General features: G+C 44.8%; 11 protein-coding genes and 3 tRNA genes. 5 read left to right on the top strand and 9 right to left on the bottom strand.

Annotated features, from left to right (window positions below):
• Nucleotides 1–119 precede the first annotated feature (119 nt).
• Nucleotides 120–1256 (top strand): bifunctional chorismate mutase/prephenate dehydrogenase, encoded by a 1137-nt coding sequence (tyrA, locus tag U9P07_06980; protein ID MEA2109146.1) that lies wholly within the window; start codon nucleotides 120–122, stop codon nucleotides 1254–1256.
• A gap of 55 nt (nucleotides 1257–1311) precedes the next feature.
• On the opposite strand, the gene U9P07_06975 is transcribed toward tyrA, so the two are convergent.
• Nucleotides 1312–1611: an HNH endonuclease gene (locus U9P07_06975; protein ID MEA2109145.1), complete on the bottom strand. Its 300-nt coding sequence runs from the start codon at nucleotides 1609–1611 to the stop codon at nucleotides 1312–1314.
• A gap of 206 nt (nucleotides 1612–1817) precedes the next feature.
• Nucleotides 1818–2915, bottom strand: a complete 1098-nt coding sequence (locus U9P07_06970; GenBank protein MEA2109144.1) for a hypothetical protein — start codon at nucleotides 2913–2915, stop codon at nucleotides 1818–1820.
• A 275-nt stretch (nucleotides 2916–3190) separates the two neighbouring features.
• Here U9P07_06970 and U9P07_06965 point away from each other — a divergent pair, with 275 nt between their 5' ends.
• Nucleotides 3191–3463, top strand: a complete 273-nt coding sequence (locus tag U9P07_06965; GenBank protein MEA2109143.1) for a hypothetical protein — start codon at nucleotides 3191–3193, stop codon at nucleotides 3461–3463.
• Nucleotides 3464–3476: 13 nt separating this feature from the next.
• Here U9P07_06965 and U9P07_06960 read toward each other — a convergent pair.
• The 7 genes from U9P07_06960 to rnr all read right to left on the bottom strand — a co-directional run bounded on the left by U9P07_06960 (nucleotide 3477) and on the right by rnr (nucleotide 8276).
• Nucleotides 3477–3564, bottom strand: a tRNA-Leu gene (locus tag U9P07_06960).
• A 38-nt stretch (nucleotides 3565–3602) separates the two neighbouring features.
• Nucleotides 3603–3676 (bottom strand) — tRNA-Cys (locus U9P07_06955).
• Nucleotides 3677–3721: 45 nt separating this feature from the next.
• Nucleotides 3722–3796: transfer RNA gene (locus U9P07_06950), tRNA-Gly, on the bottom strand.
• Between the two features lie 75 nt (nucleotides 3797–3871).
• On the bottom strand, nucleotides 3872–4450 hold the full coding sequence (pgsA, locus tag U9P07_06945; GenBank protein ID MEA2109142.1) for a CDP-diacylglycerol--glycerol-3-phosphate 3-phosphatidyltransferase: 579 nt from the start codon (nucleotides 4448–4450) through the stop codon (nucleotides 3872–3874).
• Nucleotides 4451–4452: 2 nt separating this feature from the next.
• Nucleotides 4453–4749, bottom strand: a complete 297-nt coding sequence (locus tag U9P07_06940) for an HU family DNA-binding protein (GenBank protein MEA2109141.1) — start codon at nucleotides 4747–4749, stop codon at nucleotides 4453–4455.
• A gap of 210 nt (nucleotides 4750–4959) precedes the next feature.
• Nucleotides 4960–6273, bottom strand: coding sequence for a ribosome biogenesis GTPase Der (der, locus tag U9P07_06935; GenBank protein ID MEA2109140.1), 1314 nt, complete (start codon nucleotides 6271–6273; stop codon nucleotides 4960–4962).
• Nucleotides 6273–8276, bottom strand: a complete 2004-nt coding sequence (rnr, locus tag U9P07_06930) for a ribonuclease R (protein MEA2109139.1) — start codon at nucleotides 8274–8276, stop codon at nucleotides 6273–6275. Before rnr ends, der begins: the two co-directional genes overlap by 1 nt.
• A gap of 221 nt (nucleotides 8277–8497) precedes the next feature.
• Between rnr and ftsH the strand changes: the two genes are divergently transcribed.
• From ftsH to cdaA, 3 genes are read left to right on the top strand one after another with little or no spacing between them, the layout of a single operon-like run.
• Nucleotides 8498–10435 carry an ATP-dependent zinc metalloprotease FtsH gene (gene ftsH, locus U9P07_06925; protein ID MEA2109138.1) on the top strand — a complete coding sequence of 646 codons (1938 nt, stop codon included), beginning with the start codon at nucleotides 8498–8500 and terminating at the stop codon, nucleotides 10433–10435.
• Nucleotides 10435–11664 (top strand): dihydropteroate synthase, encoded by a 1230-nt coding sequence (folP, locus tag U9P07_06920; protein MEA2109137.1) that lies wholly within the window; start codon nucleotides 10435–10437, stop codon nucleotides 11662–11664. The genes ftsH and folP overlap by 1 nt, the downstream gene beginning before the upstream one ends.
• Before the next feature lie 26 nt (nucleotides 11665–11690).
• A complete protein-coding gene (gene cdaA, locus U9P07_06915) occupies nucleotides 11691–12500 on the top strand; it encodes a diadenylate cyclase CdaA (protein ID MEA2109136.1) in 810 nt (269 codons plus the stop codon).
• Nucleotides 12501–12591 lie beyond the last annotated feature (91 nt).

The raw sequence follows: 12591 nt of genomic DNA, 5'->3' as shown, positions 1-12591 counted from the left end.
AGCCTTGCATAAGTTTCTTCATCGGAACCTTTGCCTGACGGCAAAGAACCCGTGAAGCACTTAACAATTTCTTGTTTTTTATACCCCTCAAGGGGGTAAGGTGGTCTGAGGTTCTTCATATGAACACCCCCGATATTGAACATGAGCTAGACCAGTTGCGTCAAAAGATAGATGACATTGATGACCGGTTTGTTTCCCTGCTGGCAGAACGCCGGGAATTGGTTGAAGAGGTTATTCAACTCAAAAAAAAGTATCGTCTTCCTGTCTATCACCCCGCCAGAGAGGAAAATCTCATTTCCCAACGCCGGAAGCAAGGCAGTTGTGAAGGACTGGATCCTGATTTTATTGAAGAGTTGTATCGTCTTATACTGCGCCATTCACGGGTATCACAAAGCCAACAATTATCCCGGAAGGCTATCAAGCCGGGAGCTGCAATTCTGTTGGTTGGCGGATCAGGTGAAATGGGCCGCTATTTCCATCGATGGTTCAATGCCGCTGGTTACCGGGTGCGGATTCTGGATCAAGATGACTGGACTCAGGTGGCTTCCCTCTGCCAGGAGATTGATCTGGCACTGGTAGGAGTTCCCATTGAGGCAACTGCTGAGGTTATCCGAAATCTGGGTCCTTATCTGCCTGAAGAGGCAATTCTTGCTGATATTACCAGTATCAAAGAATTGCCATTACAGGCCATGCTGAAAGCCCACCGGGGACCGGTTATCGGACTCCACCCATTATTTGGCCCCGACACTTCAACCATGGATAAACAGATTGTGGTGAAAACCCCGGGAAGGATGCCGGAACAGTGTCAATGGCTTATGGACCAGTTAAATGCCTGGGGGGCAATTACGGTAACTACCGACGCCCATGAACATGATGAAGTCATGGCTTATGTCCAGGCGCTGCGCCACTTTGCCACTTTTGGTTTCGGCCGCTTCCTCTATCAACAAAAGGCTGACATATTCAAATCCCTTGAATTTTCCAGTCCCATTTACCGTTTGGAACTGGGGATGGTCGGCAGGCTGTTCGCGCAGGACCCCAAGCTCTACGCGGAAATTATTTTCGCCACTCCTGAGCGACAGGAACTCTTAAAATCATATCTTGCCTCCATGGTTGAACAGCTTGAAATGTTGAATACTGCGGATAAAGAAGAATTCTGCCGGGAATTCAGCCGTATATCGGCATGGTTTGGACCTTTTGGTGACCAGGCAATGAGGGAGAGCAGCTACCTGATAGATAAATTAATTGAACGTTTTTAATTCTTGAGGATCGGCCAGGAATTCAGCATTGTAAGGGTAAGTAGATAAGTATTATTCAGTCATCTAAACCAGGAAGCTGGTCCAGAATCATTTCCACCGGCGTTAGATGTTTCTTCCGGTTATTACAGGTTTTACAGCAGGGAACCAAATTGCCTCTATTGCTTTTCCCGCCCCGGGAAAGTGGCACAATATGATCCATGGTCAAATCCTCAGGACGGCATTTTTGCTGACAATAGTAGCAGATACCCGCAGCCAGTTTGTTACGCCACCAGGTGGAATGTCGGAGATTGCGGGCTTTTTCCCTTTCCCGGGCCACATGCCGTTCATCTTTATCGATATGAATCCAGTCAGACACAAAAAATTCTCTATGAGGGTGATTTTCCGGCAGCAAGGATCGGGGACATTGCTTTAGCGACGTCCCCTTGCCGAAGCTGTAATCAGTGACAGTTTTTTAAAGCTGTCACCACAGGCGAGGTTGTTAGCAGCCGGATGAAATTACCACATAATAGCATAATGCATCCGGTTGAACAAGAAAATGGAAGATAAATGAATTGCCGGCAGTCAGATTGCCAGGTCAATCTGCTGTATCGTGCCCACTGTACCTTGTTCCTGGACGTAGATACCACTGGAACTGATTTGACCCAATAATCGGTTTTGATTATCTTTCAACTGGAAAGGGGTGTCAAGATGACCAAGATAAATAGCACCGATATCTTTCTGACCCAGGGCAAACAGGTAAGATTTACCTGATTCATCCATACTCCATATCCTTAAGCGATCGAATACCGAATCATTTTCATCAATCCATTGATTTCCATCTTCATCAAAAGCAGCAAGCTCCTGAAACCCACTGCCACTCTGGGGACCAAACAATTCACTGCCGTTATTGACAACTCCATCATTGTTGCGATCCAGGGCGAGAAAACCGCTCCCCGGTTGCAACATGGAAATCTGTTCCTCATTCCCATCACTATCCAGGTCGAAAGCAAATTTCTGTTCTGTGAGACCAGCACTATGGCCATCATAATTAATGACCAGCGGGTCGGTCAATTTAGCATCTCCAGCTCTTATCGAGACATCCAGACTCTGATGAAATTCCCTGCTCATATTCAGCTCAACAGAAAAGTTGATTTCCCGATTGTCTGCAGTCCTGATAACTCCATCAGCATTAAATGACATCTTTTCTTCTTCATGGTAACTTTCATGATAATCATATTCCAGGCCTGCTCCACCTGTCTGTCCATCCGCCGTTTGTATGCCATTATCATGGTTCTGTTTTTTAAAACCCTTTCCGGAAACAATATGCAATGATATCTTTTTCCCGGTTAATCGTTCCCACAGTTTTTCCAGAATCATGAGTTTTTGCTTATCTTCAGGTGATATTTCAATAGAAATATCATCACTGCCGGAAGCTGCTCGGGTTTTTGTTCTCGGCTGATGATGGTGGTGGTATGACTTCATCAGTTGTTTGAAAAGTTTTTTTGCAGAGGTGGATATCTGAATGGAATCATCAGCTGCCGACCTGTCCACTAATCCTGGTTTGTCTACCTCAAAATCAGCATTTCCTCCACTCCAGACCTGTAATCTTTCTGACTGTTCATGGCTGATCTGCAATTGATGAGTGCCGGAAAAATCTATCGTTGATGAAAGTATTTTCATTTTGTCTGCCTCCCTGCATAAAGATGCCGCTACATCCATGTAGCCGGTTATTATTGTAGCATCGGCAAATAATTGTAAAACTTGAGACCTGCTTATTAACCGGATACATTACAATTACTTAAAATTCTTCATATATTGAATTATTTTCAGCCAGGAGTTAGCTGTGCGTAATATGTAGCTTAGTTATTGACAGTGGTGAAATTATAGTGCTATTTTTCAGTATCCTGTAGTTTTTCAACTTTCAGAGATAATAATAAAAACAGAGTATGCACCCAATGCCTCATATCATTATAGAGTTTGCGGTTGGCAAACCTGATGTATGGATGCAGGAAAAGCTGGAAGGTTTTATCTGGGTTCTGGATCAGAATCTGAGGAATAATAAGCTGGGCTATGCAGAAGGAAAATATGATGGGGGAATTATGACCGTGAAGGCTTCAGGGATATCCCTGGCTGAAACCCGGTCTCTGGTCGACACCTTCGCCGAAAGTATGCGTAATCACGGACAGAGGCTGATTGTCAATGTAAGGAAGGTAAATGGTAAAATTTAAGCTGAAATTAAATTGGTGCCTGGAGCCGGAATCGAACCGGCACGGTGTATAACACCGAGGGATTTTAAGTCCCTTGCGTCTACCAATTCCGCCATCCAGGCGTTCGCAACATATATTAAAATCCGGAGGGGAATAAAGTTGGAGGCGCCACCCGGATTCGAACCGGGGATGGAGGTTTTGCAGACCTCTGCCTTACCACTTGGCGATGGCGCCACCATAAAAAAATCAGCATATGGTATGCTGATCAGCCACCTGAATTGGAGCGGGAAACGGGATTCGAACCCGCGACTTCAACCTTGGCAAGGTTGCACTCTACCACTGAGTTATTCCCGCCCTTGACCGTTAAATTCTCGAAAGTTTTTAAAGGATTATTCTCCAAAAGTCAACAGAAAAAACTCACCGGTATTTTCATTCCTCTGGTCCATTAAAATATGGTAAGGCCTTATCAAAATATTGATAGCCGGTCCACCAGGTCAGTCCAAATGCCATCCAGATGAAGATTGTTCCTACCACCTGGGCGTCAATGCCAAAAAGGGGATAGTGAATCGTTAATGCCACTACTGCAACAATCTGGAAGATTGTTTTATATTTGGCCAAAGGACTTGCATCGATAATGACTCCATGCTCAGCCACGATAGCTCGCAAACCGGTGATAGCTATCTCGCGACAGAGTATCAAGCAAACAATCCATGCCGGTGCCCGTCCCAGGAAAACCAGCATCACCATAGTGGTAACCAGCAAAATTTTATCGGCAACCGGATCCAGCAATTTTCCAAAAGAAGTAACCAGCTCATACCTTCTCGCCAGATATCCATCAAGAGCATCAGTTACTGCCGCGGCAATAATAAGCAGGGCGGTAAAGAAGTTTATTATCCGTGAATCAAAATAAAGCAGGAATATCAGCAAAGGAACTACTGCAATACGGGAAAAAGTCAGAATATTCGGCAAGTTTTTTTTATGAGAAAAAAAATCTAATATTTTAACCATAGCTATGAATTCTCACTTAAAAACTTTCTATTGATGTTCTCTTTTAATTCTTTGCCGACTTTGAAGAAAGGTAATTTTTTGGGCGGCACTTCAATCGAATCACCAGTTTTAGGATTACGCCCGGTATAAGATTCATAATGCTCAATATGGAAACTGCCAAAGCCCCTCAATTCTATCCGGTCATTATCAATAAGGGCATCTTTCATGGAATTAATTACCAGATTAATGATGGTTTCGGCAACCTTACTGTTTAAATTAGCCTGAACAGCAAGTTCCTCGGTCATTTCGGACTTATTCATGCCCCCCCCTGAAAAACATCATGCAATTATTAATCAATCATTACATATGGTTAGGAATGATAATATAATGTTACAGATGAACTATAACGCAATTTTATCTACAGAAACAAAATTTTAATATCGATTTTACTGAATCCTGTCAAGAAAAAAAGGGGAAATAACTATTTTTATTGCCTAAAACTGCATTTATTACCATTGAAACTCAATAAATCATCTTTTTCTAAAAAATATTCTTATAGGTATTCCGTCAAGTGCAAGATATTCCATCATCTTTTTCTTCAGATAGCGGACATATGATGGCTTTATTCCGGTTACCATATTGCAGAAAATCACAAAGGCTGGAGGAATACCGGAAATTTGGGTAATATAATAAAATTTCAATGGGTGATGATAAATCAGCGGGTGTTGATGTTGGGTGGTGATCTCTTTGAGCATCCGGTTCAATTTTCCGGTAGTCACCTTGGTAAGGAGCTGTTTGTCAAGTTTTTGCAGCAGCGGAAATATTTTATTAAGTCCGCGGTTTTCAATTACTGAAACTCTCATTGCATTTGGATTATAAATAAAGGGAAGCCGGACTTTGAGAAGGTTCATCATTATTTTTTTGCTAAAATCCTTAGCATCCGGCAAATCAATTTTATTAAAAACAAAAATTATGGCTTTACTTTTTTTATGGGCCAGTGAAGCAATACGAATATCCTGGTCGGTAATTCCCACCGTCGCATCAACCATCAGCAGAATTATCTGGGCAAAATCTATACTGCGAAGCGTGGCAACATTCCCATAGCCTTCAATTTGCTCACGAACCCTGGCTTTTCTTCTTAACCCGGCAGTATCAATAAAGCGGTAATGATGATCGTTGACCGTAAGCGGCACTTCTATAGCGTCCATCGTTGTTCCCGGCTGATTGCTGGTCACCAGCCGTTTTTCCCCCAGAAGCCGGTTCAGTAGTGAAGATTTGCCAACATTGGGCTTCCCGACCACCGCTATTCTCAGCTGTTGTTCCCCGCTTTTGTCAAGTTCTTCATCCGTTACCGCAAGGTTAGCGGTAACATCATCCATCAATTCACCGATTCCCAGTCCATGGGCCGTTGAAATGCAATAATACCTCTCCATTCCCAGACGATAAAAATCGATGCTGGCATCATGGTACTTCTGAGACTCAAGTTTATTCACCACCCAGAAAATCTTTTTCCTGGTTTTACGCAAATAAAGTGCCAGGTTTTCATCTTCAGCCATAACCCCATCCTTGCCATCCATGAGGAATATAATGATATCAGCCTCATCAACCGCCACCATGCTCTGCCTGGAGATGTCAGCCTGCAGATTGGCTTCCTGATCGAAAATCATGCCACCGGTATCAACCAGGAGAAATTCTTTTCCATTCCACTCGGCATCCGCAAAAATACGGTCCCGGGTTACCCCGGGAGAATTGGCAACAATGGCCTTTCTTTTCCGGACAAGCCGGTTAAAAAAAGTTGATTTGCCAACATTAGGTCGGCCGATGATAGCAATACAGGGTTTCATCAGCGCATTTTCCTCCGACGATATGTTTGACCTTTCTTGCGGCCGGTAAATGTTTTTTTGCTACTTTTCCCACGTTCGCCTTCAGGAAGGCATAAATCAAGACGGCATTTCACCGGGTCTACCGCTGCCAGGCATACCTGCAGGCGATCTCCGATGCTATAAATTTTCCCACTTTGCTCACCAACGGCATGGAGACGATCATCCCGGACAACATAATAATCATCCAGATTACGAAAAGGCAACAAGCCGTCTGCTAATATCTGCTCAAGGGTGATGAATAAACCAGCCTCACTGATGCCGGAAATAAGTCCGCTGAACATTTCATCAGTATGTTTCTCAAGATAAAAAAGTTTTTTTACCATCAGGGAAGTCCTTTCGGCCTCAACAGCCAATCGTTCCCGGCCGGACAGTTCATCGCCAATACTGACTAGTTTATCGATCGAAATATCCACTTCTTTATGGTTTTCAGGCCACAGATTCCCCTTGAGTAATCGCTGGACCATCAGGTCAGGATAGCGCCTGATGGGCGAAGTAAAATGCGTATAGTGTTTCAGTGCCAGACCGAAATGACCACAATTGGCCGGGCTGTAACAGGCTTTCTGCATGATCTGCAACAACAATTTGTTGATAACCGGGGCCACGGGCAGGTGAGCGGCCTGATGAAGCAGCTCCTGAAAAGCCCGTGGGTGAACAGAGCGCCAGCCTTTAAGAGATAAACCGAAACATTTCAGGGTTTCCAGCAGCTGAGAAATCTTTTTTGCTTCCGGCTGCGGGTGAATCCGGTAGAGCAGGGGAGAATCAAGCCAGGTCAGATGAGTCGCCACCGTCTCATTAGCCGACAACATGAATTCTTCAATCAACTGGTGAGCAATGGTATGCGAAGCGGGGCTGATCTTTTCAATATTTCCCTGAACATCAAATGAAATATTCGCTTCAGGAAGATCAAAATCTACGCTGCCCCGTTTCCCACGCTGTTTTTTCAGTAGTCGGCATAATTTTTCCATTAATCGTAACTTGCCGACTGTATTGCGGTATCGGGCAGGCAGAGATTTGGCGTCAATCTTTCCTTCAAGTACCCCGGCAGCCATGGCATAGGTCCATCTGGCCTTACTGTTGATAACCGAGGGACAAAAATATTCCCTGATTCGACCTCCGGCATGATCAAATTCCATTACAACCGTAATGGTCAGTCGATCCTGTCCCGGCTGCAGACTGCAAATACCATTTGAGAGCTCTGCCGGTAACATGGGGATGCAACGGTTTGGTAAATAGATACTGGTGCCGCGCCGGCAGGCTTCCCGGTCAAGAATAGATCCTGGTTTTACATAATGACTGACATCGGCAATACTGACATATAAGCGGAAACCACCATCATTGAGTTGATCGACGGCCACAGCATCATCAAAATCTCTGGCGGTATCTCCATCAATGGTAATAAACTGCTGGTGACGGAAATCAGTTCTTTTTTTCAGCTCTGATTTACAGACTGGAACCGCAAGCTTTTTTGCCAACTGCCTGCTACCCCGGGGAAAGCGTCTGGGAAGCTGGTAGCGGTGGATGAGTAACCGGTCATCAACTAAGGGGTCATGAAACTTGCCCAATATTCGCTCAACCGCAACATATCCAAACTGATTATAGGAAGGGTAACGGATAATACGGGCAATAACTGCATCACCATCACTCAGATTTTCAGATTCCTGCCCATCAAGCCTGAACCGGCTAATGGCCGGAAGGGCAAACGGAATAACAAACAAGCTATCATCTTCCGAGGAGACAACCCCGGCAATGGTTGACAGTGCCCGGCTGATGATCTTTACCGGTAGAACCTGCAGTCGCCCACGCCGGTCAGTTCGTAGAGAGGCCGTTAACCGATCACCATCCATGAAAAGATATCTTAGCTGATCATGGTAGGATAATTTGAGCGGCAAGGCTCCACCAGCATCGCGGATAAAAAATGCAGATCTGTTTGTGACCCTTATAGTTCCTGCTACAGTTTTTTTCATTAAAAACGATCATATAACAAATCAACCACCTTTGGCAATAACTCACTTTTTAAAATCCGGCTTCCGGTTTTACCTTGAAAAACAATGAGTAAGTATGGTACTAACCAACTCCGTTCCATGTCATATAATTCTGAATGATAAACAACCACTTACCATTTGGTTGTGGGATTTTAAAACCTGCACCTTAACTTCCACTTAAATAGAAAGAGATTCGATCAGACATGAAAAGGAATAAAGAACTTAAACCGTTTTATAAAAATCTGGCCCTCTGGCTGGTCATAAGCTTAATCATGATCATGGTTTTTAATGTGTTTAACAGTCCCAAGGTTGGCCAACACGAGATTACTTTCAGCGATTTCATTGAACTGGTTAATAATGGACAGATTCAGGAAGTGACTATCCAGGGACATAATATCACCGGGCAATATGGAACAAATACCTTTAAAACCTATGCGCCTGATGATCCGAACCTGATTGAACTGCTACGCAGCAAAGGGGTTAAAATCTCGGCTAAACCCGAAAACGCTCCCCCAATATGGCAGACACTGATCATCTCCTGGTTCCCCATGCTGCTGCTTATCGGTGTCTGGATTTTCTTTATGCGTCAGATGCAGGGAGGCGGTGGCAAAGCCATGTCTTTTGGTAAAAGTCGGGCCAAGTTGCTGACGGAAGATCAAAAAAAATTTACCTTTAAAGATGTTGCCGGCAGTGAAGAGTCTAAGTCCGAACTGGAAGAAATTATCAATTTCCTCCGGGATCCTAAAAAATTTACCCGTCTTGGTGGTAAGATACCTAAAGGCGTTCTGTTAGTTGGTCCTCCTGGTACCGGCAAAACATTGATGGCCAAAGCGGTGGCAGGTGAGGCTGAAGTTCCGTTTTTCAGTATCAGCGGTTCCGATTTTGTCGAAATGTTTGTGGGGGTCGGGGCTTCCAGGGTACGCGACCTCTTTAGCCAGGGCAAGAAAAATGCTCCCTGCCTGATTTTTATTGATGAAATTGATGCTGTGGGCCGTCATCGGGGTGCCGGCATGGGTGGCGGGCATGATGAACGGGAACAAACATTGAACCAGCTGCTGGTGGAAATGGATGGCTTTGAATCCAATGAAGGGGTTATCCTGATTGCGGCAACCAACCGGCCGGATGTTCTGGACCCGGCACTTTTAAGACCCGGCAGATTTGACCGCCAGGTTGTAGTTCCGGCACCGGATGTCAAAGGTCGTGAAGGTATTTTGCGGGTTCATGCCCGAAATGTTCCTCTGGCAGATACGGTAGATTTTAAAATAGTTGCCCGTGGAACTCCTGGATTTACCGGGGCGGATTTGGCCAATCTCATTAATGAAGCAGCCCTGCTGGCAGCCAGGAAGAATAAAAACAAGGTCGAAATGGATGACATGGAGGAGGCCAAAGACAAGGTTTTGATGGGCGCCGAACGCCGTAGCCTGGTCATCAGCCCGGAGGAAAAGAAGAACACTGCTTTTCATGAAGCAGGGCACACACTGGTCGCCCGTTTTCTACCCGGAACTGATCCGATTCATAAAGTTACCATTATTCCCCGTGGTAGAGCTTTAGGACTTACACAGCAGCTGCCCATTGATGAACGACACAGCTATTATAAAGATTTTCTGCTCAACAACATTGCGGTACTCATGGGTGGTCGGGCAGCTGAAGAGCTGATTTTCAATCATTTCAGTACCGGGGCCGGCAACGACATTGAACGAGCCACCAATCTGGCCAGGAAAATGGTCTGTGAATGGGGGATGGGCAAAATGGGTCCGGTAAGTTTCGGGAAAAAAGAGGAACATGTTTTTTTGGGCCGGGAAATGGCCAGTGCTAAAGATTACAGCGAAAAAACAGCTACTGAAATAGATAATGAAGTCAAGGAAATTGTCTATAACTCCTATACCAAAGCATCTGACATCCTGAAAGATAAACGTAAAGAGCTTGATGAACTGGCCAGTGTTTTACTGGAAAAAGAATCGTTGAACAGTGATGAGATTGACCTGATTCTGGGATTAAAGGAAGAAGCTGCAAAGCCAGCGTCTTCTTTTGTACCGTCCGGTGAACCTGAAGAAACTGCTGATGAGGTAAATCCGGCGGAAAAAGAAGGTGTTTCCAGTCAGAATGTCACTGAATTATCCCAGGAAGATAACGGCAGCTGATGAGAAAATTCTTTGTCCATTTCCAGGATATTTCCAAGCCCGAGGAAGCCGCTGCCATTATGCGGCAGATTGGTACGGATGTTCATGGCATAAGTCTGATGAAAAATAAGATGGTCCATTATACTTTAAGAGTTGGACCATTACCGGCCCGGGCTGCCAATATTGTCAAACAGGAGATGTTGTCGGTGGGTGGCGAAGCCGCGGTTGCCCGAGGGGTTATTGATTGCAGCGCTCCCGATGGGGCGGTTTTGTTAAGTGCTACCAGAAAACAGTTTCGGCGGTTCATGCAGAAAATGCGGGCCCAGCCTTTTTCCCTGCCCCGACTGGCTGACCAGATTCAACAGGTGATTTCCCATTATGAAACCTCCCGTCCGTTGAGTTTCAGCTGTCGAAGTATTGAAGCAGATCTGCGGCGGCAAACCCTGATCATGGGGATCTTGAATGTAACCCCGGACTCCTTTTCAGATGGAAGCCGGTTCCAGAATAAAGAAGCCGCCCTGAATCAGGCCCGCCGGATGATTGCCGAAGGTGCACAGATTATTGATGTTGGTGGAGAATCCACCCGTCCCGGGGCCGCAAAAGTAACTTTAGACCAAGAGCTTGAGCGGGTCATTCCGATCATTGAAGCCCTCAGGGCTGAAAGAGATGATATCCCCATTTCCATTGATACCTATAAGAGCCAGGTAGCCAGTGAAGCCCTGAAAGCTGGAGCTGATATGGTTAATGATATCAGTGGTTGTCATTTTGATGCTGACATGGCTACAATAGTTTCCCGGGCTGAAGCTTTTCTTTGTCTCATGCATATCAAGGGCACGCCGGACAATATGCAGGTGAATCCTGAGTATGATAATGTCATTGAAGAAATTATGACCTATCTCGAAGATGGTATTGGCATTGCCCTTGAGCAAGAGGTTGCAAAGGAAAAGCTTATTATTGATCCGGGCATTGGTTTTGGAAAAAATCTTGATCATAATCTTACAATCCTGAAATACCTGCGTGAATTTCAGACTTTTGGCTTACCAGTTTTAGTTGGTACTTCCCGCAAATCTTTTCTTGGCAGGCTCACTGGTCAAGAGGTTGATAATCGACTGGCCGGAACGATTGCCAGTGTTGCCCAGGCCATCTGGAACGGCGCTAATATTGTTCGGGTTCATGATATTGAAGCAACTAAAGATGCGGTACTGGTACTTGATGCTATCAGGAGTGCCGAACGTTATCCTTATCATTAGAATTACCCTGACAGAGACATAATCAGATGATGGTAGATTTTTTTTACAATCTTCGCTGGCAGGATATTCTTGATATCCTGGTTGTTGCTTTTCTGGTCTACCATGTTTTAGTGATCATCCGTGGAACTCGTGCCTTCCAGATTCTCCTGGGTCTCTTCCTCGTTTTTGTCATTTATGAAGTCTCTCTTTACCTGGGATTTTATACCCTTAACTGGGTTCTCAACGGTTTTCTCAGTTCAATCATCCTGATCATTATCGTTTTATTTCAAAATGAAATCCGTCGGGCGCTGGCAAAGTTCGGCAAAACATCTTTTGCCATTAATTCATCGGAAAAACAGCAGTACCTGGATAAAATCGTCAAGGCCTGCGCCACCATGTCATTAAAACGAATTGGCGCCTTGATTGTTTTTGTCCGGGAAAACATGATGCCCAATGTCATTGAGGGATGTGTACAGCTCAATGCTGATGTCACTGATGACTTATTGTTAAGTATTTTCAATCAATCCTCACCACTTCATGACGGTGCCGTCATTATCATGGAAGGTCGGATTCTTGCCGCCGGTTGTTTTCTCCCTCTGACTACCAACCCCAACATCGATAAAAAATATGGGACCCGCCACCGGGCGGCCATAGGTATCACCGAAGATACTGATTCGATAGTTGTGGTGGTGTCAGAAGAAACCGGCAATATTTCGTTGGCCATGGGTGGTAAGCTCACCAGAAACCAAGATATTGATTCTCTGAAAAAGGTGTTGAAGAAAATATTTCTGCCCGATAAAAAGAAAAAAAGTGGTCTAAACTTGGAATCAATACGGGCATTATTACGTATCAGGTAATCCCTGTTTTTTAGCAGTTCAGCTATTAGCTTTCAGCATGTGATCATTATATTAATAGCTGATTGTTAAAAACTGACCGCTGATAGCTGAA

Source organism: Pseudomonadota bacterium (assembly GCA_034660915.1).
Classification (GTDB): Bacteria; Desulfobacterota; Anaeroferrophillalia; order Anaeroferrophillales; family Anaeroferrophillaceae; genus DQWO01.
The sequence above is the reverse complement of the archived record's forward strand: the minus strand, read 5'-3'. Positions and strand labels throughout refer to the sequence as shown.

What these genes read in the sequence shown, in the direction of transcription:
- tyrA (MEA2109146.1), top strand. Translation starts at nt 120, where the DNA reads ATGAACACCCCCGATATTGAACATGAGCTAGACCAGTTGCGTCAAAAG.
- U9P07_06970 (MEA2109144.1), bottom strand. Translation starts at nt 2,915, where the DNA reads ATGAAAATACTTTCATCAACGATAGATTTTTCCGGCACTCATCAATTG.
- U9P07_06965 (MEA2109143.1), top strand. Translation starts at nt 3,191, where the DNA reads ATGCCTCATATCATTATAGAGTTTGCGGTTGGCAAACCTGATGTATGG.
- pgsA (MEA2109142.1), bottom strand. Translation starts at nt 4,450, where the DNA reads ATGGTTAAAATATTAGATTTTTTTTCTCATAAAAAAAACTTGCCGAAT.
- U9P07_06940 (MEA2109141.1), bottom strand. Translation starts at nt 4,749, where the DNA reads ATGAATAAGTCCGAAATGACCGAGGAACTTGCTGTTCAGGCTAATTTA.
- der (MEA2109140.1), bottom strand. Translation starts at nt 6,273, where the DNA reads ATGAAACCCTGTATTGCTATCATCGGCCGACCTAATGTTGGCAAATCA.
- rnr (MEA2109139.1), bottom strand. Translation starts at nt 8,276, where the DNA reads ATGAAAAAAACTGTAGCAGGAACTATAAGGGTCACAAACAGATCTGCA.
- ftsH (MEA2109138.1), top strand. Translation starts at nt 8,498, where the DNA reads ATGAAAAGGAATAAAGAACTTAAACCGTTTTATAAAAATCTGGCCCTC.
- folP (MEA2109137.1), top strand. Translation starts at nt 10,435, where the DNA reads ATGAGAAAATTCTTTGTCCATTTCCAGGATATTTCCAAGCCCGAGGAA.
- cdaA (MEA2109136.1), top strand. Translation starts at nt 11,691, where the DNA reads ATGATGGTAGATTTTTTTTACAATCTTCGCTGGCAGGATATTCTTGAT.